The organism is Streptomyces sp. NPDC058289 (assembly GCF_042880975.1).
Classification (GTDB): Bacteria; Actinomycetota; Actinomycetes; order Streptomycetales; family Streptomycetaceae; genus Streptomyces; species Streptomyces stoeckheimensis.
Genome location: NZ_JBHVYI010000050.1, coordinates 45,892 through 66,186 on the forward strand (window position 1 = coordinate 45,892; position 20,295 = coordinate 66,186).

The 20,295-nt window shown below is 71.7% G+C and carries 24 protein-coding genes; 15 read left to right on the forward strand and 9 right to left on the reverse strand.

Translation table 11 applies throughout. From position 1 onward, the window contains the following. Nucleotides 1-43: 43 nt before the first annotated feature. From ACFVX6_RS24505 to ACFVX6_RS24515, 3 genes are all read left to right on the forward strand, one after another. Nucleotides 44-616: an FABP family protein gene (locus tag ACFVX6_RS24505; protein ID WP_250744595.1), complete on the forward strand. Its 573-nt coding sequence runs from the start codon at nucleotides 44-46 to the stop codon at nucleotides 614-616. A gap of 242 nt (nucleotides 617-858) precedes the next feature. Then, nucleotides 859-1,374, forward strand: coding sequence for a Fur family transcriptional regulator (locus ACFVX6_RS24510; protein WP_389694763.1), 516 nt, complete (start codon nucleotides 859-861; stop codon nucleotides 1,372-1,374). Between the two features lie 58 nt (nucleotides 1,375-1,432). Beyond that, nucleotides 1,433-2,401, forward strand: coding sequence for a YgfZ/GcvT domain-containing protein (locus ACFVX6_RS24515; RefSeq protein ID WP_389694765.1), 969 nt, complete (start codon nucleotides 1,433-1,435; stop codon nucleotides 2,399-2,401). Between the two features lie 10 nt (nucleotides 2,402-2,411). On the opposite strand, the gene dtd is transcribed toward ACFVX6_RS24515, so the two are convergent. Continuing rightward, complete coding sequence (gene dtd / locus ACFVX6_RS24520; protein ID WP_250744592.1) at nucleotides 2,412-2,837, reverse strand: D-aminoacyl-tRNA deacylase; 426 nt, start codon at nucleotides 2,835-2,837, stop codon at nucleotides 2,412-2,414. Nucleotides 2,838-2,969: 132 nt separating this feature from the next. Between dtd and ACFVX6_RS24525 the strand changes: the two genes are divergently transcribed. The 3 genes from ACFVX6_RS24525 to ACFVX6_RS24535 all read left to right on the forward strand — a co-directional run bounded on the left by ACFVX6_RS24525 (nucleotide 2,970) and on the right by ACFVX6_RS24535 (nucleotide 5,760). Further along, on the forward strand, nucleotides 2,970-3,605 hold the full coding sequence (locus tag ACFVX6_RS24525; RefSeq protein WP_389694767.1) for an AmfC protein: 636 nt from the start codon (nucleotides 2,970-2,972) through the stop codon (nucleotides 3,603-3,605). A gap of 83 nt (nucleotides 3,606-3,688) precedes the next feature. Next, nucleotides 3,689-4,933: a GNAT family N-acetyltransferase gene (locus ACFVX6_RS24530; protein ID WP_389694769.1), complete on the forward strand. Its 1,245-nt coding sequence runs from the start codon at nucleotides 3,689-3,691 to the stop codon at nucleotides 4,931-4,933. A 65-nt stretch (nucleotides 4,934-4,998) separates the two neighbouring features. Next, the gene (locus ACFVX6_RS24535; protein ID WP_389694771.1) at nucleotides 4,999-5,760 is read left to right on the forward strand and encodes a putative protein N(5)-glutamine methyltransferase; all 762 of its coding nucleotides are present in this window, start codon (nucleotides 4,999-5,001) and stop codon (nucleotides 5,758-5,760) included. Between the two features lie 91 nt (nucleotides 5,761-5,851). Here ACFVX6_RS24535 and ACFVX6_RS24540 read toward each other — a convergent pair whose 3' ends face one another. After that, complete coding sequence (locus tag ACFVX6_RS24540) at nucleotides 5,852-6,196, reverse strand: hypothetical protein (protein ID WP_389694773.1); 345 nt, start codon at nucleotides 6,194-6,196, stop codon at nucleotides 5,852-5,854. Between the two features lie 93 nt (nucleotides 6,197-6,289). Here ACFVX6_RS24540 and ACFVX6_RS24545 point away from each other — a divergent pair, with 93 nt between their 5' ends. The 3 genes from ACFVX6_RS24545 (at nucleotide 6,290) to ACFVX6_RS24555 (ending at nucleotide 7,804) form a co-directional block, all read left to right on the forward strand. Continuing rightward, the gene (locus ACFVX6_RS24545; RefSeq protein ID WP_389694775.1) at nucleotides 6,290-6,718 is read left to right on the forward strand and encodes a helix-turn-helix domain-containing protein; all 429 of its coding nucleotides are present in this window, start codon (nucleotides 6,290-6,292) and stop codon (nucleotides 6,716-6,718) included. Between the two features lie 47 nt (nucleotides 6,719-6,765). After that, nucleotides 6,766-7,332, forward strand: coding sequence for a hypothetical protein (locus ACFVX6_RS24550; protein WP_389694777.1), 567 nt, complete (start codon nucleotides 6,766-6,768; stop codon nucleotides 7,330-7,332). A 124-nt stretch (nucleotides 7,333-7,456) separates the two neighbouring features. Then, nucleotides 7,457-7,804: a DUF2516 family protein gene (locus ACFVX6_RS24555; RefSeq protein ID WP_389694779.1), complete on the forward strand. Its 348-nt coding sequence runs from the start codon at nucleotides 7,457-7,459 to the stop codon at nucleotides 7,802-7,804. A gap of 71 nt (nucleotides 7,805-7,875) precedes the next feature. On the opposite strand, the gene ACFVX6_RS24560 is transcribed toward ACFVX6_RS24555, so the two are convergent. The 3 genes from ACFVX6_RS24560 to ACFVX6_RS24570 form a co-directional block, all read right to left on the reverse strand. Beyond that, nucleotides 7,876-9,141: a PP2C family protein-serine/threonine phosphatase gene (locus ACFVX6_RS24560; RefSeq protein ID WP_389694781.1), complete on the reverse strand. Its 1,266-nt coding sequence runs from the start codon at nucleotides 9,139-9,141 to the stop codon at nucleotides 7,876-7,878. Between the two features lie 260 nt (nucleotides 9,142-9,401). Next, nucleotides 9,402-10,451: an NlpC/P60 family protein gene (locus ACFVX6_RS24565; protein ID WP_389694783.1), complete on the reverse strand. Its 1,050-nt coding sequence runs from the start codon at nucleotides 10,449-10,451 to the stop codon at nucleotides 9,402-9,404. Nucleotides 10,452-10,602: 151 nt separating this feature from the next. Further along, nucleotides 10,603-11,412: a class I SAM-dependent methyltransferase gene (locus tag ACFVX6_RS24570; protein WP_389694785.1), complete on the reverse strand. Its 810-nt coding sequence runs from the start codon at nucleotides 11,410-11,412 to the stop codon at nucleotides 10,603-10,605. Nucleotides 11,413-11,574: 162 nt separating this feature from the next. On the opposite strand from ACFVX6_RS24570, the gene mshA reads away from it, so the two are divergent. Next, complete coding sequence (mshA, locus tag ACFVX6_RS24575) at nucleotides 11,575-12,963, forward strand: D-inositol-3-phosphate glycosyltransferase (protein ID WP_389694787.1); 1,389 nt, start codon at nucleotides 11,575-11,577, stop codon at nucleotides 12,961-12,963. Further along, entirely contained in the window at nucleotides 12,956-13,468 is a 513-nt protein-coding gene (locus tag ACFVX6_RS24580; RefSeq protein WP_389694789.1) for a YbjN domain-containing protein, read from the forward strand. Before mshA ends, ACFVX6_RS24580 begins: the two co-directional genes overlap by 8 nt. Before the next feature lie 93 nt (nucleotides 13,469-13,561). Here the strand turns inward: ACFVX6_RS24580 and ACFVX6_RS24585 are convergent, their stop codons facing one another. Next, nucleotides 13,562-14,863, reverse strand: a complete 1,302-nt coding sequence (locus ACFVX6_RS24585; protein ID WP_389694791.1) for an MDR family MFS transporter — start codon at nucleotides 14,861-14,863, stop codon at nucleotides 13,562-13,564. Between the two features lie 162 nt (nucleotides 14,864-15,025). Here ACFVX6_RS24585 and ACFVX6_RS24590 point away from each other — a divergent pair, with 162 nt between their 5' ends. Next, a complete protein-coding gene (locus ACFVX6_RS24590; RefSeq protein WP_389694793.1) occupies nucleotides 15,026-15,787 on the forward strand; it encodes a phosphoglyceromutase in 762 nt (253 codons plus the stop codon). A 121-nt stretch (nucleotides 15,788-15,908) separates the two neighbouring features. On the opposite strand, the gene ACFVX6_RS24595 is transcribed toward ACFVX6_RS24590, so the two are convergent. Then, entirely contained in the window at nucleotides 15,909-16,211 is a 303-nt protein-coding gene (locus tag ACFVX6_RS24595) for a hypothetical protein (protein ID WP_389694795.1), read from the reverse strand. 218 nt (nucleotides 16,212-16,429) lie between these two features. Between ACFVX6_RS24595 and ACFVX6_RS24600 the strand changes: the two genes are divergently transcribed. Further along, on the forward strand, nucleotides 16,430-16,618 hold the full coding sequence (locus tag ACFVX6_RS24600; RefSeq protein ID WP_389694797.1) for a hypothetical protein: 189 nt from the start codon (nucleotides 16,430-16,432) through the stop codon (nucleotides 16,616-16,618). 292 nt (nucleotides 16,619-16,910) lie between these two features. Here the strand turns inward: ACFVX6_RS24600 and ACFVX6_RS24605 are convergent, their stop codons facing one another. Both ACFVX6_RS24605 and phoU read right to left on the reverse strand, forming a co-directional pair. After that, on the reverse strand, nucleotides 16,911-17,063 hold the full coding sequence (locus tag ACFVX6_RS24605; protein WP_356508369.1) for a hypothetical protein: 153 nt from the start codon (nucleotides 17,061-17,063) through the stop codon (nucleotides 16,911-16,913). 148 nt (nucleotides 17,064-17,211) lie between these two features. Then, a complete protein-coding gene (phoU, locus tag ACFVX6_RS24610) occupies nucleotides 17,212-17,889 on the reverse strand; it encodes a phosphate signaling complex protein PhoU (RefSeq protein WP_030858619.1) in 678 nt (225 codons plus the stop codon). 236 nt (nucleotides 17,890-18,125) lie between these two features. Between phoU and ACFVX6_RS24615 the strand changes: the two genes are divergently transcribed. Together ACFVX6_RS24615 and ACFVX6_RS24620 are read left to right on the forward strand one after the other, a co-directional pair. Beyond that, a complete protein-coding gene (locus ACFVX6_RS24615) occupies nucleotides 18,126-19,370 on the forward strand; it encodes a sensor histidine kinase (RefSeq protein ID WP_382980064.1) in 1,245 nt (414 codons plus the stop codon). Beyond that, complete coding sequence (locus ACFVX6_RS24620) at nucleotides 19,367-20,047, forward strand: response regulator transcription factor (RefSeq protein WP_086575133.1); 681 nt, start codon at nucleotides 19,367-19,369, stop codon at nucleotides 20,045-20,047. Before ACFVX6_RS24615 ends, ACFVX6_RS24620 begins: the two co-directional genes overlap by 4 nt. The last annotated feature ends 248 nt before the right edge of the window (nucleotides 20,048-20,295 follow it).

Sequence of the window (20,295 nt, forward strand, 5' to 3'; positions counted from 1 at the left end):
ACCGGAACCCCTTCCACAGATCGCCTGAGCTGAGCAGCCATTCATGATCCAGATCCCGTCCGACCTGAACCCGGGTCTCGTCCCCCTCGCCTTCCTCCTCGGCAACTGGGAAGGCGCAGGCGTCTTCGACTTCCCCGGTGAGGAGAAGTGCAACTTCGGCCAGGAAGTCGTCTTCAGCCACGACGGCCGGGACTTCCTGGAGTACACCTCCCACACCTGGGTGCTCGACGCCGAGGGCAACAAGGTGCGGCCGCTGGAGTCCGAGTCGGGCTACTGGCGCATCGACAAGGACCGCAAGGTCGAGATCGTCATGGTCCGTGACCAGGGCGTCGTCGAGGTCTGGTACGGCGAGCTCGCCGACAAGAAGCCGCAGATCGACGTGGTCACCGACGCGGTCGCCCGCACCGCGGCCTCCGGCCCGTACAGCGGTGGCAAGCGGCTCTACGGCTACGTGAAGAGCGACCTGATGTGGGTCGGCGAGAAGGCCACCCCCGAGGTGGAGCTGCGCCCGTACATGTCGGCGCAGCTGAAGAAGGTCGTCACGCCCGAGGAGGTCGCGGAGATGGCGCGCAACCTTCCGGACATGCCGGACGACGGCATCGCCTTCTTCCGCTAGGTCGTCTCTTTCGGATCTTGTCGGCCGAGCCCGCGGCGTCTGGTGCCGTGCCTGGGCGTGCTGTCGGGGCGTTCGCGTACTGGACGTACGTGGTCGCCTCGGCAGTGCGGCCAGGCGCGGTGCCAGGCGTCGCGGGCCCGGCAAGATCCGAAAGAGACGGCCTAGGCCGCGAGCCGGTCTGCCCGACCTCTGGCAAGCGTTCGCGGGAGCCCCCGGCCGCCCCGGCCGCCGGGGGCTCCCGCATGCGCCCCGCCTCCCCGCTCCCCCCGCGGCGACCCGAGGCCTACACTGGCCGGGTGGTGACCACCGACAGCACCGAGAACCTCGCCGCGACCGACGGCGGCGACTGGAAGAGCGACCTGCGCCAGCGCGGATACCGCCTGACCCCGCAGCGCCAGCTCGTGCTGGAAGCCGTGGACGCCCTGGAGCACGCGACCCCGGACGAGATCCTCGTAGAGGTGCGCAAGACGGCCTCCGGGGTCAACATCTCCACGGTCTACCGCACGCTGGAGCTCCTGGAGGAGCTGAAGCTGGTCTCGCACGCCCACCTCGGGCACGGGGCCCCCACGTACCACCTCGCCGACCGGCACCACCACATCCACCTGGTCTGCCGCGACTGCACCGAGGTCATCGAGGCGGACGTGGACATCGCCGCGGAGTTCACCTCCAAGCTCCGCGACACCTTCGGCTTCGAGACCGACATGAAGCACTTCGCGATCTTCGGCCGCTGCAAGACCTGCGCCGCCAAGCAGCACTAGGCGGCAGGCAGCCGGGCGTGCCCTAGGACTGCCCGGGGCGGGGTCGTAGGCTGGTGGCATGACCAGCAGCCCCTTGCTCCATCTCCCCGGCGCCGTGCAGGCCGAAGGCCCCGACGAGGGCGTCGCCGCCCACTACGGAGAGCTGTACGGAGAACAGCGCGCACTCGCCGACGGCCGAGGCTTCGTGGACCTCTCCCACCGCGGGGTCGTCACCGTCACCGGCTCGGACCGGCTGAGCTGGCTGCACCTGCTGATCACTCAGCACGTCACAGCGCTCCCGGCCGGCGAGGCCACCGAGGCGCTGATCCTCTCCGCCAACGGCCACATCGAGCACGCGCTCTACCTCGTGGACGACGGCGAGACGACGTGGATGCACGTCGAGCCCGGCACCCAGGAGGCGCTGATCGCCTACCTGGAGTCGATGATCTTCTTCTACCGGGTGGAAGTCGCCGACCGGACCGCCGAGTTCGCCCTCGTGCACCTGCCGGCCGGCTCCATCGCCGAGGTCCCCAAGGAACTCGCCGTACGGGAGACCCCGTACGGCCGCGACGTGTTCCTGCCGCGCGACGGACTGGAGGCCTTCGCCGTCTCCCACGGCCCGGCCGCCGGGATCCTCGCGTACGAGGCCCTGCGCGTCGAGGCGCACCGGCCGCGGCTCGGTCTGGAGACCGACCACCGCACCATCCCGCACGAGCTCGGCTGGATCGGCACCGCCGTGCACCTGCAGAAGGGCTGCTACCGCGGCCAGGAGACGGTGGCCCGCGTCCACAACCTGGGGAAGCCGCCGCGCAGGCTGGTCTTCCTGCACCTGGACGGCTCCGACGTGCTGCTTCCCGCGCACGGCGCGCCCGTACGGCTGGCCGCGGACGGGGAGGAGGGCCGCCAACTGGGCTTCGTGACCACCTCGGTCCGCCACCACGAGCTGGGCCCGATCGCCCTCGCGCTGGTCAAGCGGAACGTCCCGGTGGACGCCCCGCTGCTGGTGGGCAAGACGGCCGCCGCACAGGAGGTCGTCGTGGCGCCGTGACCGCCGCGCGCTAGATGTCGATGACGATGGTGAAGGGGCCGTGGTTGGTCAGCGAGACCCGCATGTCCGCGCCGAACCGGCCCGTCTCCACCGTCGCGCCCAACGCCCGCAGCTGCGCCACGACCTCGTCCACGAGCGGCTCGGCGAAGGCGCCGCCCGCGGCCGCGTTCCAGGTGGGGCGACGGCCCTTGCGGGCATCTCCGTAGAGGGTGAACTGGGAGATCACCAGCAGCGGCGCGTTCACGTCGCTGCAGGACTTCTCGGCCTCCAGGATCCGCACCGACCAGAGCTTGCGCGCCAACAACTCCGCCTTCTCCGGGGTGTCGTCGTGGGTCACCCCCACCAGGACGCACAGCCCCTCCCCGACGATCTCCCCGACGGTCTCGCCGGCCACCACGACGCTCGCGCCGTCCACCCTCTGCACCACTGCTCGCATACCACCTGTGTACCAGGCGTGCACCCGTCCGGGGCCGATCGGGTGGAGTGGGACTGCGTCGGCACCGTGCGGAGTGGCACGATGCACGCAGGCGGTGCCCCCAGCACCGGTCGAGGGGACGGACACGAACGCATGAATACTTCTGGTACTTCCGCACCTGCTTCTGCGCCCATCGGACCCATCGGACCCGTGGGATCCGGGGCGGCCGTCGCCCCCGTGGGCTCCGCGGCGTCCGCCGAGACCTCGGCGCCGCGCCCGCCCGCGCAGCGGAGCGGCTCCGGGGACGCCCCGGCGACGGCGACCACCGCGCTCGGCCTGCCGGAGCTGCGCGGGCTGCGCCGCGACGCGCAGCGCGACGAGGCCGACCTGAGCTACGTACGGCGCCTGCTCCAGGGCCGCATCGACATCCTGCGCGCCGAGCTCGCCCGGCGTACGGATCCCGAGGCGCCGGTGGTGGACCGGCTTTCGGAGATCCTCGCGGACGCCCCCTCCAGCCGCAGCGCCTCCGCCCGGCACGTCACGCTCGGCACCCCGCACGGGGAGGAGTACCGGCTGCTCGCGGCCGAGATGCTCTCCGACGTCGAACTGTCGGACCTGGGAGCGCGCACGGACGAGGAACTCCACGAGGGCATGGGCCGGTTGGTCCGCTACGAGCAGCAGGTCTCGCGACGCCGGCAGCAGCTCCAGCGCACGGCCGACGACTGCAGCGGGGAGATCACCCGCCGCTACCGGGAGGGCGAGGCCCAGGTGGACGACCTGCTGGCCTGAGCGGGCCGGCGGGTCGGCCGCGGGCGGCGCCCGCCGAAAATCCGGGCGACGGGGGCGGGTCGGGCCGATTAGCGTGGGCCGTTATGAGCGCTGACGTCCGGCAGATCGCCGCATCCGAACTTCCCGCGTGGCTACGTGCCCAGCAGACCGGTTTCCTGAACGCGGCGCAGCCCACGGCGGAGGACCACGACCGGCTGGCCGGGTACGTCGACTGTGCCCGGACCCGGGGCGGGTTCGACGCGGACACCGGCCGCTGCGTGGCGACCTTCCGCTCCTTCCCGCAGGAACTGACCGTGCCCGGCGGGGCGTTCGTCCCGTCGAGCGCCGTCACGAACGTGACCGTGGCGCCCACGCACCGCAGGCAGGGTCTGCTGACCCGGATGATGGCGGCCGAGCTGGCCGCCGCCCACGCGCGCGGCGACGTGGTGTCGACGCTGATCGCCGCCGAGTACCCGATCTACGGGCGGTACGGGTACGGGCCCGCCACCTCCGTCTCGGAATGGGAGATCGACGTACCGCGCACCGGACTCGACCCGCGCGCCGCCGTCCCCGGTGACGGCGGGAGGATCGACCTCGTGGAGGAGTCCGAGGTGCGGGAGCTGGGCCCGGCCCTGCACGAGCGGCTGCGGGCGGTCACGCCCGGCGCGGTGAGCCGCGACGCCCGCTGGTGGCGGACGACCACGGGCGCGGAAACGATGTCCCACCACCCGTACACGCCGTCCTTCCACGCGGTGTACCGCACCGCGCGGGGTGAGGTGGCCGGCCTGGTCCGGTACACCGCCGACGACCACTGGACCGATGCCAAGGTTCCGCAGAACACCGTGCAGGTCCGGCAGTTGCTCGCGGCCACCCCGGAGGTGGAGCGGGCGCTGTGGCGGTTCCTGTGCTCCATCGACTGGGTGGTGAAGGTCCGCACCGGCTACCGAGCCCCCGACGACCTCGTCGCCCGGCTGCTGCCCGACCCGCGCGCCGCCCGGCTGGTGACCTCGGCGGACTGGCTGTGGGTGCGGCTGCTGGACGTCGTACGGGCCCTCGGTACGCGGACCTACGCCGTGCCCGGGGTCCTCGTCCTGGAGGTCGTCGACAAGTCCGGTCTCGCGAGCGGGCGCTACCGGCTGGACGCGGGCGCGGGGGTCTGCGTACGCACGGAGGAGCCGGCCGATCTGCGCCTGGACGTGGGTACGCTCGGGTCGCTGTACCTGGGCGACGAGTCGGCGGTGCGGTTGGCTGCGCTCGGCGCGATCACGGAGGAGCGCCCCGGGGCGCTCGCGCTCGCGGACGCGGTGTTCCGCACGGCGCGTCGGCCGTGGTGCCCGGACATCTTCTGAGCGGTCGAACCGGAAACCGGAAACCGGAACCGGAACAGGAACTGCGAACACGAGGACTGAAGTACGTGGCAACACTGGTGGAAACCCTGCGCGCAGCCGGCTGCGTCTTCGCGGAGGAGGAGGCGGAGCTGCTGACGGCCGCTGCCGAGGACGCGGGGCACCTGGAGGGGCTGCTGGCCCGGCGGGTGGCGGGCGAACCGCTGGAACACGTCGTCGGCTGGGCGGAGTTCTGCGGGCTGCGCATGGCCGTCGGCGAGGGGGCCTTCGTGCCGCGCCGGCGCAGCGAGTTCCTCGCGCAGGAGGCGGTGGGGGCGGCCCGGCCCGGCGCGGTGGTCGTGGACCTGTGCTGCGGGGTGGGCGCGCTGGGCGCGGCCGTGGCGGCGCAGGTGCCGGGGGCCGAACTGCACGCGGCGGACATCGACCCGGTCGCACTCGCCTACGCCCGGCGCAACCTGGCCCCGTACGGCGGCCGGGTCTGGGAGGGAGACCTCTACGCACCCCTGCCCGCCGTGCTGCGGGGCCGGGTGGACGTCCTGGTGGTCAACGCCCCGTACGTCCCGACCGGGGAGATCGGCCTGCTGCCGCCGGAGGCCCGCGACCACGAGCCGCCCGTCTCCCTGGACGGCGGAGCGGACGGCCTGGACGTCCACCGCCGGGTCGCCGCGGGCGCCCCGCCCTGGCTCGCTCCGGGCGGCACCCTGCTGATCGAAACGAGCGCCCGCCAGTCCCCGATCACGGCCTCGGCCCTGACGGCGGCGGGCCTGTCGGTCCGCGCGGTGACCTCGGAGGAGTACTACGCGACGGTGATCATCGCGACGGCGCCGTAGCCGGGGCGGACACGGCCCGGGCCTCGGGCCCGAGTGGACCCGCCGGGGTGGGCTCGCTCCTCAGGGCGCCCCCCCGGCCGCTCGTGACGGCTCAGACGGCGATCTCCCTGAGGAGGCCGCCTTCGTCGTCGTAGAGCTCAAGGTCGAAGCTCAGCCCGAACCGCGAGAGCAGCATCGCGAGGGCATCGAACTTGTCCGGATCGGCGACACCGTTCAGCAAGGTGTCCGACCCGTCGACAGGAGCGAGGTCGACTCGACACCAGCTCGTTTCGACCTCGTACGCGTCCCAGGACGCCGGCCTGGACTTCCAGCCGGCCAGGACGAAGCGCTCGGCCACGGCCGAAGTGCTGAAGCGCCCGCGCAGCACGCCGTACACGTTGTTCGCCGCCTCCCGCCAGTCGGGGGCGAGGTCCGGCCCCTCGGCTGAGATGTCCACGATCGGATTATCGGGTGCCGGCGGGAGTCCAGGAGTGGGAGTTATTGCAAGCAGCTGCTTGCAATAGTTAGCAAGGTGCGGCAGGATCGGGTCATGGCATCGCTCAACGTCGGGAATCTCGGCGAGTACCTGCGCGAGCAGCGGCGGCAGGCGCAGCTTTCGCTGCGGCAGCTGGCCGATGCGGCGGGGGTGTCGAATCCGTACCTCAGTCAGATCGAACGCGGGCTGCGCAAGCCGAGCGCGGACATCCTGCAGCAGCTCGCCAAGGCGCTGCGGATCTCCGCCGAGACGCTGTACGTGCAGGCCGGAATCCTGGACGAGCGGGACCGGGACGCCGTGGAGACGAGGGCCGTGATCCTCGCCGATCCGTCCATCAGCGAGCAGCAGAAGCAAGTGCTGCTCCAGATCTACGCGTCCTTCCGCAAGGAGAACGCCGCCGAGGCAGAGGCCGAGGCAGGGGCTGAGGCGGGAGCGAAAGCTGCCGACGGCGGTGGTGGCGATGCCGAGACGACTACGCACTGAGTACGCACTGAGCACGAACTGAGACTGTGATCCGGGAGGACCACCACATGGCCATCGCCGATGACCTGAAGAAGACCCTCACCGACCCGACCCCCCTCTACTTCGCCGCCGGCACCGCCGACCTCGCCGTGCAGCAGGCCAAGAAGGTGCCCGGGCTGATCGAGCAGCTGCGCGCCGAGGCCCCCGCGCGCATCGAGGCCGTGAAGAACACCGACCCGAAGGCCGTGCAGGAGAAGGCCAAGGGGAAGGCCAAGGAAGCGCAGGAGGCGGTCACCGCCACCGTCGCCGAGGTGCTCGGCGCGATCGACGCGAAGAAGATCGGCGAGACCGCCCAGGACCTGGCGCTGCGCGGGGTCGGTGTGGCCGCCGAGTACGCGGTCAAGGCCAAGGAGGCCTACGACAAGGTCGCCGAGCACGGCGAGCAGACCGTACGGGCGTGGCGCGGCGAGGTCTCCGAGGAGATCGTCGACATCGCCGTGGTCGTGGAGCCGGAGGCCGAGCCGGTTGCTGCCGAGCCGGTGGCGGAGCCCGCCGCCGAGCCCGCGCCGAAGAAGGCTCCTGCGCGCAAGGCCGCGGCCAAGAAGGCCGCCGCAGAGCCGGTCGACGGCAGCTGATTTCCGCGTGACGGACCGGGCACCCGCGGGGCGTCCGGTCCGTTGTGGTTTGGGAAAGGGGCTCTGCCGGTAGCGTGGAGGCAGGCGGCATCCGGCGAGCGAGGCGTGAGAAGGCGGTCAGGCGATGTTGATGAACGGGTTCGATAACGGAGTGCTTCCGTTGCTCGGGTTCGCCATGCTCGGGCTCGCCGTGGTGGCCTTCGTGCTGGCGCTGACGGCGCGCGAGGACGCGTACCGCGCGGCCGGCAAGCAGACCAAGACCTTCTGGCTCGTCATCCTCGGCATCACCGTGCTCGTGGACTTCTTCCTCGGGATGCTCTTCCTGGAGATCGCCGGGCTGGTCGCCAGCATCGTCTTCTTCGTCGACGTGCGCCCCGCACTCAAGCAGGTCTCGGGCGGCGGCGGTGGTGGCCGTCGTGGTGGCGGCAGCAGCAGCGACGGGCCGTACGGGCCCTACAACGGCGGACGGTAGGGCGTAGGCGGCCGTAGGCCGTAGGCCTAGGCGAGCCGCGGTGTCCGTGGGCGGGCCGTGGTCCGGCCCCGTCAGCCTTCGGCGCGGGAGAGCAGGACGACGGCGACGTCGTCCGTCAGCTCCCCGCCGTTGAGGCGGCGGGCTTCGGTCACGGAGGCTTCGAGCAGGCCTTCGCCGCTCAGTCCGTCGGCCAGGTGGCGGTTGATCATCTCGACCATGCCGTCCTGCCCCAGCCGCTCCTTGCCCTGCCCGATCCGGCCCTCGATCAGGCCGTCGGTGTAGAGCATCAGGCTCCACGTGCCGCCCAGCTCCACCTGGCGGCGCGGCCAGCGGGCCCGGGGCAGCAGGCCGAGCGCCGGGCCGCTGTTCTCGTACGGGAGCAGCCGCGCGGGGCGGCCCGGCCGGGAGATCAGCGGTGCCGGATGGCCCGCCAGGCACAGGCCCGCGCGCCGGCCGTCCGGGGCGATGTCCACCGTGCACAGCGTCGCGAAGATCTCCTCGCAGGGGCGCTCGACTTCGAGTACCTCCTGGAGGGTGGCGAGCAGGTCGTCGCCGCACAGGCCGGCCAGGGTCAGCGCCCGCCAGGCGATGCGCAGCTCGACGCCGAGGGCGGCCTCGTCGGGGCCGTGGCCGCAGACGTCGCCGATCATCGCGTGGACGGTGCCGTCGGGGGTGCGGACGGTGTCGTAGAAGTCCCCGCCGAGGAGCGCGCGGCTGCGGCCGGGGCGGTAGCGGGCGGCGAAGCGGAGGTCGGAACCCTCCAGGAGCGGGTGCGGGAGCAGCCCGCGTTCCAGTCGGGCGTTCTCCTGGGCCCGCAGTTTCGATTCTGCAAGCTTGTACTGGGCGATGTCCGCCCGTTTTCTCTCCACCGCGTAGCGGATGGCGCGGCTCAGCAGCCGTCCGTCGAGCTCGTCGCGGAACAGGAAGTCCTGGGCCCCCACGCGTACGGCCTCCGCGGCGCGCTCCGCGTCGTCCTCGGAGGTGAGCACCAGCACGGCGTGCCGCGGTGCGATGCGGAGCACCTGGCGCAGCGCGCCGAACGGATCGGCGGCGGCCTCGCCGGAGCCGGAGCCCGCGCCGGAGCCCGCACCGCCGCCGTGCGGGAGCGCGAGGTCGAGCAGGACGCAGTTCACGTCGGGGGTGAGCAGCCGGGCCGCCTCCGTGAGGTTGCGGGCGCTGCGCAGCCGGATGCGGTGGCCGTCGGCGTCGAGGATCTCGGGGACGGTGAGGCCGCCTGCGGGGTCGTCCTCGATCACCAGCAGGGTGAGCGATGACGTGGCGCCCGGGCCGCTCTCGGTGCCCGGGATGTCCCTCTGCCGCGGTACGGGTACGGGCATCGTTTCCGGTTCCTTCCCGCCCCCTCGGGGGTTCGCTCGTCCGGCGACCCTAGCCGCGGGACGAGGGAAGCGGAATGGCGGGTCCGGCGCGGGGCTCCGGCATATGCCGTTATCGGGTGGGAAAGTCCGCGTCGACGAATGACCAACGTCACGGCGCAGGGGTACGGCATTCCGCCCACCGAGACGCACCGCCGTCGGCGGCGGGCCGTCCCGGAGGGCGGGTGGTCACACTGAGCGACCCGCCGCTACGCGTCCGGCTGCTACGCGTCCGGCCGGACCACGGCCTTGATCGGCATGGAGCCCGCGCCCGCCATCGTGACGTTCCGGCCGGGCCGGGGGGCGTGGATCATCGCGCCGCCCCCGACATATATCCCGACGTGGCTCGCGTCGTCGAAGTAGATGATCAGGTCGCCCGGCCGCATGTCCTTGACCGCGACCTTCGGCAGCCGCAGCTGTTCCTGCGAGGTGCGCGGGATCCCCTTGCCCGCCGCGAGCCAGGCCTGTGAGGTCAGCCCGGAGCAGTCGAAGGAACCGGGTCCCTCCGCGCCCCACACGTACGGCTTCCCCATCTGGGCGGTCGCGAACTGCACGGCCCGCTTGCCCGCGTCGGTGGCCGCGGCGCCCGTGGAGCCGGTCATCGCGCCCCGGGACAGCCAGTCGTTCTGCGCCTTGCGCTGCGCTTCCGCCTCGAGCTCCAGCAGCCGGGCCTTCTGCTCGGCCTCCAGCTTGCTCTCGAGCTCCTCCGCCGCCTTGATCTTGTCCTCGACCTGTTTCTTCGCGGCCTCCTGCTTGACCCGGTTGGCCTCCAGGGTCTCCCAGTGCGCGCTCGCGTCCCGCGCGTACTGCTGCAAGTCGGTCTGGGTGCGGTTCAGCTCGGAGAGCAGGTCCGAGGTGGCCTTCTCGCCCTGGCGCAGCCGGTCGTTGCCGTCCAGGAACTGCGTCGGGTCGTTGCTCAGGGCCAGTTGCGCGCCCGGCGGCAGCCCGCCCGAGCGGTACTGGGCGCGGGCGGCGGCCCCCGCGCGGCCCTTCAGGGCGGTGATGCGGTCCTGGCCCGCGAGGACCAGGTTGGCGATCTCCACGATCTTGTCGGACTGCGTCTTGGTCTCGCTCTCGGCGAGGTTGAAGGCGTCCGTGGCCGTGCCGGCTTCGCGGTAGAGGCCCTCTATTTCCTTGCGGACCTGCTCCAGGGACTTGCCCTGCTGGGGCTCCGGCGCGGCGAACGCGGTGCCGGCCAGTGCGCCGGGCGCGGACAGCAGCGCCATCGCGCAGAGCAAAGTGAGGGCGATCGAACCCCGTCGTCGTTTCCTCATGGTCCCCCCAGACACCGGATTGATTAATCGTCAGTAACTTGTGATTGCCTTCGGGATGGTGCCATGAGTCGGTGAATTCCAACACCCTTGTGGATAGCCATCCGACGCGCCCCGATCGCCCCCGCGGCCCCCCTGGCCCCGGTGGCCACCGTCACCCCGAAGGCCTCAACGCTTCCCACTGCACCGTGAGTTCCCCCTGACGCCACCGCACCGGCCCGTCCGCCAGCGGCCAGTCCCCGGACAGCGCCCGCGCCGTCCGGATCCAGCGCTGCCGCGCACCGTAGGAGGCGTACGGAGCGGCCGCCGCCCACGCCCGGTCGAAGTCGCGCAGGAACGCGTGCACAGGCTCGCCCGGCACGTTGCGGTGGATCAGCGCCTTCGGCAGCCGCTCCGCCAGGTCTGAGGGGCGCTCCAGGGAGCCCAGCCGGGTCGCGAAGGTCACCGTGCGCGCCCCTTCGGGCCCGAGCGCGACCCACACGTGTCGCCGCCCGATCTCGTCGCAGGTCCCCTCCACCAGCAGCCCGTCGGGAGCCAGCCGGGAACACAGCCGTTCCCACACGGCCTGGACCTGCTCCTCGTCGTACTGGCGCAGCACGTTCGCCGCCCGGATCAGCGCCGGCCGCACCCCGCCGTCCAGCGGCACCTCGAAGCCGCCGTGCCTGAAGCTCAGGCCCTCCCGCTCGTACGGCTTGGCGCCCGCCACCCGGGCCGGTTCGATCTCGATGCCGACCACCCGCACCCGCGGAGCCGCCTCCCGCAGCCGTGCCAGCAGCTCCACCGCGGTCCAGGGCGCGGCCCCGTAGCCGAGGTCCACCGCGACCGGGTCGTCCGCGCGCCGCAGCGCCGCCCCGTGCGTCGCCGCGATCCAGCGATCCATGCGGCGCAGGCGGTTCGGGTTCGTCGTCCCGCGGGTCACCGTGCCGACGGGGCGACGAGGGGGAGGGGTGGAGCGGGAGGCCATGTGCAGAGAGTAAGCGGAGCGCTCCCGCGCGATAAAAATCCGGCACGGGAGCAGGAAAACCGCCCGTCCCGGAATGCGGGGGACGGCCGTCCGGGTTGCACTCCTAGAAGAGCGCGACAGCGCTCTCCGTGTCATGCCGTCCGAGCGAGAGGAACTGCTCCCTTGAGCCAGTACGTGTCCCGCATCGGCGGCAGCATCGGCGGCCGGTTCGCCGCGGCCCGTTCAGGCACCCGCCACGAGCCGCCCCGCCTGCGCCTGCCCGCCGCCGTCGGCGGTCACCGCAAGCCGCGCCGCGTCGCCATGCTCAGCGTGCACACCTCACCGCTGCACCAGCCCGGCACCGGCGACGCCGGCGGGATGAACGTCTACATCGTCGAGCTGGCCCGGCGCCTCGCCGCGATCAACATCGAGGTCGAGATCTTCACCCGCGCCACCACCGGCGGCCTGCCGCCCGTGGTCGAGCTCGCGCCCGGAGTCCTCGTACGGCACGTGGACGCGGGCCCGTACGAGGGCCTCGCCAAAGAGGAGCTGCCGGCCCAGCTGTGCGCCTTCACCCACGGCGTCATGCAGGCCTGGGCCGGTCACCGTCCCGGCTACTACGACCTGGTCCACTCCCATTACTGGCTCTCCGGCCACGTCGGCTGGCTCGCCGCCGAGCGCTGGGGCGTGCCGCTCGTCCACGCGATGCACACCATGGCCAAGGTCAAGAACGCGGCGCTCGCCGAGGGCGACACCCCCGAGCCCGCCGCCCGCGTCATCGGCGAGACGCAGATCGTCGACGCCGCCGACCGGCTCATCGCGAACACCGCCGAGGAAGCCGACGAGCTCGTCCGCCACTACGCGGCCGACCCCGGCAAGGTCGCCGTCGTCCACCCCGGCGTGAACCTCGAACGCTTCACCGTCGCCGACGGCCGCGCCGCGGCCCGCGCACGCCTCGGGCTGCCGCAGGACGCCGTCATCCCGCTCTTCGCGGGCCGCATCCAGCCGCTCAAGGCCCCCGACATCCTGCTGCGGGCCGTGGCGGAGCTGGTGGACCGGGAACCGCAGCTGCGCGCCCGGCTGTTCGTGCCCGTCGTCGGCGGGCCGAGCGGCAGCGGGCTCGCGAAGCCGGAGGGGCTGCAGAAGCTCGCGGCCAAGCTCGGGATCGCGGACCTCGTGCACTTCCACCCGCCGGTGGCGCAGGACGCGCTGGCGGACTGGTTCCGGGCGGCGTCCGTCCTGGTCATGCCCTCGTACAACGAGTCCTTCGGGCTGGTCGCCATAGAGGCGCAGGCCACCGGCACGCCGGTGCTGGCCGCGGCCGTCGGCGGGCTGCCCGTCGCCGTCAACGACGGGGTGACGGGCATCCTCGTACCCGGGCACGATCCGGTGGACTACGCCCGCGAGCTACGGCGCTTCGTGGACGAGCCGGAGCTGTCGGACCGGATGGGCGCGGCGGCCGCGCGGCACGCGCAGTTCTTCGGCTGGGACACCGCCGCGAGCGGCACGGCCGACGTGTACACGGGGGCGATGCACGATCACCGCCGTCACGTACGCTCCCACCATGGCTGACGCTGACCCCTCCCACAGCACCGACACCGCCGCGATCATCGAAGCGACGCTGACCGGCGCGGAACTGAGCTGGGAGAGCCCGTCGCCGGGCTCGTACGTGGTCCAGCTCCCCGGTACCCGCAAGCTGAGCACCACCTGCTCGCTGAAGGCCGGAAAGCACTCCCTGTCGGTCAACGCCTTCGTGATCCGCCACCCGGACGAGAACGAGGCCGGCGTCCACCGGTGGCTGCTGGAGCGCAACCTCAAGCTCTACGGCATGGCCTACGCGGTCGACGCGCTCGGCGACGTCTACCTGACGGCCCGCCTCCCCTTGTCGGTGATCACCCCCGACGACCTCGACCGGCTCCTCGGCACGGTCCTGGAGGCGGCCGACGGGGCCTTCAACACCCTGCTGGAGTTGGGTTTCGCGAGCGCGATCCGGCGGGAGTACGAGTGGCGGGTCTCGCGGGGCGAGTCCACGCGCAACCTCGACGCCTTCAAGAACCTGACGCAGCCGTCGGCCTGACCCGATGCAGCCCCGCCGGCGTTCGAAGCGCGGGGGTCCGCGGGCGGGGCCCCCGGGAACGGCGCCGCACGGTACTCCGGTCCGTCCCCCGCCTCAGACTCCGGCGGCATCAGGGGTGACGGCGGTCGCAGGGGCCGGCTTCGCCGCGATGGCGGTCAGGGTGGAGCCGCCCGCCCCCGTTGCCGGCTCCTCGTCAGAGAGCCCCCGCATCAGCAGCCAGTAGCCCGCCGCGGCCACGGTCCCCAGGACCGCCGTCGCGCCCCACAGCCAGGCCGCGCCGAAGTGCTCGATCGTGAAGCCCGCCATCAGCGGCGCGATCAGCGAGGCCACCGCCCACGACATCGTGTACATGCCCTGGTAGCGGCCGCGTCCGTGCAGCGGGGAGAGCCGCGCGACCAGGCCCATCTGGGTCGGGGAGTTGACGATCTCGGCCAGCGTCCACACGCAGACGGTCAGCGCCAGGCTCCACACCGAGCCGCCGAAGGCCGTCAGCCCGAACCCGTACCCGGCCAGCAGCGCCGAGATGACCAGCAGCTTCTGCGGATCTCGGTGCTCGATGAACCGGGTGACCGGGATCTGCAGCACCACGATCAGCAGGCCGTTCACGCCGATGACCAGGCCGTAGTCGGCCGTGGAGAACCCGGCAGCGCCCATCGCGAGGGGCAGTCCGAACGAGCCCTGCATGAAGATCAGCGAGATCAGGAACGACAGCCCGACCACACCCATGAACCGACCGTCCCGCAGCACCGTCCCCAGGCGGACCTCCGGCTCGGCGGCTGCCTTCTCCGCCGCCGTCTTCTCCGGCCGGGACTCCGGCAGCTTGAGGTAGACGAGCACCGCGCAGACCAGCGTCAGGGCCGCCTCGCCGAGGAACCCGGCCAGGTAGCTGTACTCCGCGACGAAGCCCGCCACGGTCGCGCTGACGGCGAAGCCGAGGTTGATGGCCCAGTAGTTCAGCGCGAAGGCCCGTACCCGGTCCTCCGGGCGGACGATGTCGGCCATCATCGCCTGCACCGCCGGCCGCGAGGCGTTGGAGGTCATGCCGACCAGCAGCGCCACCGCCGCGATCGCCGCCGGGTGCTCCATGAACCCGAGCAGCGCCACCGAGAACGCGGTCGACGCCTGCGCCGCCATCAGCGTGGGCCGCCGGCCCAGCCGGTCCGTGAGCACGCCGGCGACCAGTGAGGACACCACACCGCCGAGCCCGTGGAGAGCCACCACAAGTCCCACGAAGGAGGCCGAATAGCCCCGCTCCAGGGTCAGGTACAAGGTCATGAATGTGGCGACGAAGGCCCCGAGCCTGTTGACCAGCGTGCTCGTCCAGAGCCACCAGAACTCCCGGGGCAGACCCGCCACGCTCTCGCGGGCGGCCCGTCTCACACTGGCAACGGACATATGGAATCCCCCCGGAGATGTAAGCGTCCCTCTACTCGTTCGGACCCTACGGATCGCGGCCCCGCGGAGCCACTGGATTGACGGCCGGCGTCAATCGGGGACCGTCCGCACGCCGTACACACCGCGCGCGGGCGGACGGGTGCGTCCATTAGGCTCGTACGCATGGCCGACGCACCGTACAAGCTGATCCTCCTCCGCCACGGCGAGAGCGAATGGAACGCGAAGAACCTGTTCACCGGCTGGGTGGACGTCAATCTCAACGAGAAGGGCGAGAAGGAGGCAGTCCGCGGTGGCGAACTCCTGAAGGACGCCGGACTTCTCCCCGACGTGGTTCACACGTCCCTCCAGAAGCGTGCGATCCGCACCTCCCAGCTCGCGCTGGAGGCCGCCGACCGCCACTGGATCCCGGTCCACCGCTCCTGGCGCCTCAACGAGCGCCACTACGGCGCCCTCCAGGGCAAGGACAAGGCCCAGACCCTCGCCGAGTTCGGCGAGGAGCAGTTCATGCTGTGGCGCCGCTCGTACGACACCCCGCCGCCGGCGCTCGAAGACGGTACGGAGTTCTCGCAGTCCGGGGACCCGCGCTACGCCTCCATCCCGCCGGAGCTGCGCCCGCGTACCGAGTGCCTCAAGGACGTCGTCGTCCGCATGCTCCCGTACTGGTACGACTCGATCGTCCCGGACCTGCTGGACGGCCACACCGTCCTGGTCGCCGCGCACGGCAACTCCCTGCGCGCGCTGGTCAAGCACCTCGACGGCGTCTCCGACGAGGACATCGCGGGCCTGAACATCCCGACCGGCATCCCGCTCTCCTACGAGCTGGACGCCGACTTCAAGCCCCTCAACCCGGGCGGCACCTACCTCGACCCGGACGCCGCGGCGGCCGCCATCGAGGCCGTCAAGAACCAGGGCAAGAAGAAGTAGCCGAAGCGACCTGCCCCCGACCTGCGCACACCGCGCGGATCGGGGGCATTCGTCTGTCCCGGTCTCTGGGCAGCCCCCCGTCCGCCGGTCCTCGGAGGAGGGGGACTTCTCATTGCCCCGCTCAGGCACCGCCGGTCACGCCGGGGACGACGAAGCGCCTGTGCAGGGGGGAAATGGACACGTGGGGGTCGCTCTGGACGCCCAGTTCACCCTTGATCACGGGTGCGATCCGGTCGGCGATGAACCGGGTGAAGTGGTCCTCCGACTCCCAGATGTCGAGCGCGTGGAAGCCGTCGTCGGCGAACCAGGCGGCGTGCAGCACCAGGCCGTCCGGAACGTCCTCCTCCCACCCCACCCGGGAGCGGGCGGCGTCGTACAACTCGGGTGTGAGCTCGGACCACGCAAGGTTCATCGCGATTGCCACGACGGTTTCTCCCAGTCACCTCGGGTGCCGCGGGCTGTGCGGCACGACATGACGACGCTAAGCAGGCCGGGAGGGCCGGGCACTTCGGAGCACGCATTCGGACGCAGCCGGCGGGGACGCAGTTCGACGCCGAAAAATCCCGGCCGGGCACGGGCCGATGGGCGCAGGATGGCGCGGGACCATCGCCGAACGGCAGGGGGAGACATGGGAGTACGGGCGTGAGTCGGCGGCGCTACGTGGCCAGGGGGGTGCCGGGCGGCTACCGGATCTGGGACAACAAGGGGCGCCGCTGGTGGGGCGACCACTACGAGCTGTGCCCCGACGACCTGCTCACCGAGCTCAACGGCGCGGCAGACCACACGAAGATCACCGCGCTCCTCAAGCGGTACCGGGCGCTGAAGCGGTAACCTCCGCGCACGACCGTCGTCACGGTGCGGGGCGGGGGAGCGGCTCCCGGTCCGTCGGTGGGCTCGATGGGCTCGGGGGGCGGGGGCGCGTTCGGCGATTCTGCGGTCCATTTCCGCGCGCCATGTCGAAGTTGCGTCGCAGCTGCTCCTTGCCGGGATGGCCGTGGCGCATGGCCGTCTGCGTCTCCTTCTCCGTCTGCGTTTCGGTTTCCTGCTCGGGACCGCTGCGAAGGGCCCCGGCCGACGGGTGTCGGACGGGGCCCTTCGCGTACGGGTGACCAGGCGGGTGGCCTCAGCCGCCGCACTGGCAGGGGGCGCCGGACTGGCAGCCGCAGCCGCAGCCCGAGCCGCAGCCGCAGGCCGCGAGCAGGGGCAAGCGCAGGCGCAGGCCCTCCGGGGGCTGCGCTTCCTGCTCCGGGGTGATGGGGACGGGGGAATCGGACATGGATCCTCCTCGTAGGCGTTGTGCCTTCGCCCTCATTCATGCCCAGCCGGGCTCCTGCGTCAACGGCGCATTGGGGGCTCGTTGTTGATCCAGCCCGCGGCGTCGATCCGGCCCCCGGTGTCGATCCGGCCCCCGGTGGCCCTCCGGCTCAGACGCCCTCGACCTGCGTGGGTGCCTGGAGCTCGTCCGCGTGCTCGCCCGTCACCAGGTAGACCACGCGCTTGGCGACCGACACCGCGTGGTCCGCGAAGCGCTCGTAGTAGCGGCCCAGCAGGGTCACGTCGACCGCGGTCTCGATGCCGTGCTTCCAGCGGTCGTCCATCAGGTGCTGGAACAGCGTGCGGTGCAGCTGGTCCATCTCGTCGTCGTCCTGCTCCAGCTGGAGCGCCAGGTCGACGTCCTTCGTGATGATGACCTCGGCGGCCTTCGCCATCAGCCGCTGCGCGAGCTGCCCCATCTCCAGGATGGTCGCGTGCAGGTCGCGCGGGACCGCCGTGTCCGGGAAGCGCAGCCGGGCGAGCTTGGCCACGTGCTGCGCCAGGTCGCCGGAGCGCTCCAGGTCGGCGCTCATGCGCAGCGAGGTGACGACGATGCGCAGGTCGGTGGCGACCGGCTGCTGACGCGCGAGCAGCGCGATGGCACGGGCCTCCAGGTCGTGCTGGAGGTCGTCCACCTTCTGGTCGGCGGCGATGACGCTCTCGGCGAGCTTCAGGTCGGCGTCGAGCATGGAGGTCGTGGCCCGCCCGATGGCGGAGCCGACCAGCCGGGCCATCTCGACCAGGCCTTCACCGATCGAGTCCAGTTCCTCGTGGTACGCGTCACGCATGTCTCGTGTCCCTCTCTCGACCTACTACGACCTACTACTGCCTACTGCAAGTACTGCCCGGGGAGCGGGCCGGTGCGGCCATCGGCCCCACGTTGCCACGGTGAACCCCGAACGCGACCGACTCCGGCATCCCAAGTGAATCAGCACGGTCGGCAGGGTGAACTCTGGGCGACGACTGTTCGAGGTGCCACCCGAACGGCTGTGGAAGTGTCCTCCGGCCTGCTTAACCTGGAGTCATGGACGTGAACGCGGCGGTCGCCGCAGCTGCAGCGATCGCCGGTCTTTGCACCGGTGTGATCGCGATGCTGGCGTTCCGCTGGAGCGAGCGCGACCAAGCCCGCCCCACCCGGAGCTCCATGCGCCCCGACATCAATGCGGTGCTCCCACCAGGAGTGGACACCGTCCTCTCCGTGCTCCGCTCCTCCGCCGTCGTGCTCGACGAGGGGGACGCGGTGGTCAAGGCCAGCTCGGCGGCATATGCCCTCGGTCTGGTCCGCGGCGGCAAGCTCGCCGTGGAGCCCATGCTCCACATGGCCCGTGACACCCGGCGCGACGGGGAGATACGCCAGGTCGAGCTCGACCTGCCCCGGCGCGGCACCGGCCGCGGCGAAGCGCTCGCCGTCTCGGCGCGCGTCGCCCCGCTCGGCTCCCGCCTGGTGCTCCTCCTCGTGGAGGACCTCACCGAGGCCCGCCGCATCGAGGCCGTACGCCGCGACTTCGTCGCGAACGTGTCGCACGAGCTCAAGACCCCGGTCGGCGCGATCTCCCTGCTCTCCGAGGCCGTCATGGACGCCTCGGACGACCCCGAGGCCGTGCACCGCTTCGCCGGCCGCATGCAGATCGAGGCGACCCGCCTCATCAACCTCGTACAAGAACTCATCGACCTCTCCCGGGTACAGAACGACGACCCCCTGGAGGACGCGGAACCCGTCCGTGTGGACACGCTCGTGGCCGAGGCCATAGACCGCTGCCGCCACACGGCCTCCGCGAAACAGATCACCATGGCCGCCGGCGGCACCGCCGACCTGCGGGTATGGGGCAACCGGGGGCAGCTCGCGGCCGCCCTCGGAAACCTGGTCGAGAACGCCGTCAACTACAGCCCCGCCCGCACCCGCGTCGGCATCGCCGCGCGCCGGGTCACCGCGCCGGGTGGAGACTTGATCGAGATAGCCGTGACCGACCAGGGCATAGGCATCCCGGAAAAGGACCGCGAGCGCATCTTCGAACGCTTCTACCGCGTGGACCCGGCCCGCTCCCGTGCCACGGGAGGAACCGGCCTGGGCCTTGCGATCGTGAAGCACGTAGCGGCTTCGCACGGCGGGGAGGTGTCGGTCTGGAGCTCGGAGGGCCAGGGTTCCACGTTCACCCTGCGACTCCCCGAAGCGGCCGCGCCGGCCCCGGCAACGGCCTCCGCACCCGCCCGCCCCCAGCTCGAACCTCACACCGCACCAGCCATCCCTGCCCCGGAGGTCCTTCCGTGACCCGAGTGCTCGTCGTCGAGGATGAGGAATCCTTCAGCGACGCCCTGTCCTACATGCTCCGCAAGGAGGGCTTCGAGGTCGCGATCGCCGCGACCGGGCCCGACGGGCTCGACGAGTTCGAGCGCAACGGCGCCGACCTCGTCCTCCTCGACCTGATGCTCCCCGGCCTGCCCGGCACGGAGGTCTGCCGGCAGCTGCGCGGCCGCTCCAACGTCCCCGTGATCATGGTGACCGCCAAGGACAGCGAGATCGACAAGGTCGTCGGGCTGGAGATAGGAGCCGACGACTACGTCACGAAGCCCTTCTCCTCGCGGGAGCTGGTCGCCCGCATCCGCGCGGTCCTGCGCCGCCGCGGCGAGCCGGAAGAGGTCACCCCGGCGGCCCTGGAAGCGGGCCCCGTCCGGATGGACGTCGACCGCCACGTGGTCACCGTCTCCGGAGCCAAGGTGGACCTCCCGCTGAAGGAGTTCGACCTGCTGGAGATGCTGCTGCGCAACGCGGGCCGCGTACTGACCCGCATGCAGCTCATCGACCGGGTCTGGGGCGCCGACTACGTCGGCGACACCAAGACCCTGGACGTCCACGTGAAGCGCCTGCGCGCCAAGATCGAGCCCGACCCGGGTGCCCCGCGCTACCTGGTCACGGTCCGCGGTCTCGGCTACAAGTTCGAGCCGTAAGCCGTAGACGGCGGGTGCGGCTGTCGCCGGTCGGAGGCCGGCGCAGCGTCCCGAAGCCCGGGAGGCCCCTTGGGGCCGAGCGGTGCGAGGGGTGCGTGTGGGAGGGGCTCGAGCCCGGCCCGGGTGCCCCGCGCTACCTGGTCACGGTCCGCGGTCTCGGCTACAAGTTCGAGCCGTAAACCGGCCCGAACAACCGGCCCGGAACACGGGAACGGCCCCCGTCCGCATCGCTGTCTCTTATACACATC

Coding starts and splice junctions, on each gene's coding strand:
- ACFVX6_RS24505 (WP_250744595.1), top strand. CDS start 44: ATGATCCAGATCCCGTCCGACCTGAACCCGGGTCTCGTCCCCCTCGCC.
- ACFVX6_RS24510 (WP_389694763.1), top strand. CDS start 859: ATGCGCCCCGCCTCCCCGCTCCCCCCGCGGCGACCCGAGGCCTACACT.
- ACFVX6_RS24515 (WP_389694765.1), top strand. CDS start 1,433: ATGACCAGCAGCCCCTTGCTCCATCTCCCCGGCGCCGTGCAGGCCGAA.
- dtd (WP_250744592.1), bottom strand. CDS start 2,837: ATGCGAGCAGTGGTGCAGAGGGTGGACGGCGCGAGCGTCGTGGTGGCC.
- ACFVX6_RS24525 (WP_389694767.1), top strand. CDS start 2,970: ATGAATACTTCTGGTACTTCCGCACCTGCTTCTGCGCCCATCGGACCC.
- ACFVX6_RS24530 (WP_389694769.1), top strand. CDS start 3,689: ATGAGCGCTGACGTCCGGCAGATCGCCGCATCCGAACTTCCCGCGTGG.
- ACFVX6_RS24545 (WP_389694775.1), top strand. CDS start 6,290: ATGGCATCGCTCAACGTCGGGAATCTCGGCGAGTACCTGCGCGAGCAG.
- ACFVX6_RS24550 (WP_389694777.1), top strand. CDS start 6,766: ATGGCCATCGCCGATGACCTGAAGAAGACCCTCACCGACCCGACCCCC.
- ACFVX6_RS24555 (WP_389694779.1), top strand. CDS start 7,457: ATGTTGATGAACGGGTTCGATAACGGAGTGCTTCCGTTGCTCGGGTTC.
- ACFVX6_RS24560 (WP_389694781.1), bottom strand. CDS start 9,141: ATGCCCGTACCCGTACCGCGGCAGAGGGACATCCCGGGCACCGAGAGC.
- ACFVX6_RS24565 (WP_389694783.1), bottom strand. CDS start 10,451: ATGAGGAAACGACGACGGGGTTCGATCGCCCTCACTTTGCTCTGCGCG.
- ACFVX6_RS24570 (WP_389694785.1), bottom strand. CDS start 11,412: ATGGCCTCCCGCTCCACCCCTCCCCCTCGTCGCCCCGTCGGCACGGTG.
- ACFVX6_RS24580 (WP_389694789.1), top strand. CDS start 12,956: ATGGCTGACGCTGACCCCTCCCACAGCACCGACACCGCCGCGATCATC.
- ACFVX6_RS24585 (WP_389694791.1), bottom strand. CDS start 14,863: ATGTCCGTTGCCAGTGTGAGACGGGCCGCCCGCGAGAGCGTGGCGGGT.
- ACFVX6_RS24590 (WP_389694793.1), top strand. CDS start 15,026: ATGGCCGACGCACCGTACAAGCTGATCCTCCTCCGCCACGGCGAGAGC.
- ACFVX6_RS24605 (WP_356508369.1), bottom strand. CDS start 17,063: ATGTCCGATTCCCCCGTCCCCATCACCCCGGAGCAGGAAGCGCAGCCC.
- phoU (WP_030858619.1), bottom strand. CDS start 17,889: ATGCGTGACGCGTACCACGAGGAACTGGACTCGATCGGTGAAGGCCTG.
- ACFVX6_RS24615 (WP_382980064.1), top strand. CDS start 18,126: ATGGACGTGAACGCGGCGGTCGCCGCAGCTGCAGCGATCGCCGGTCTT.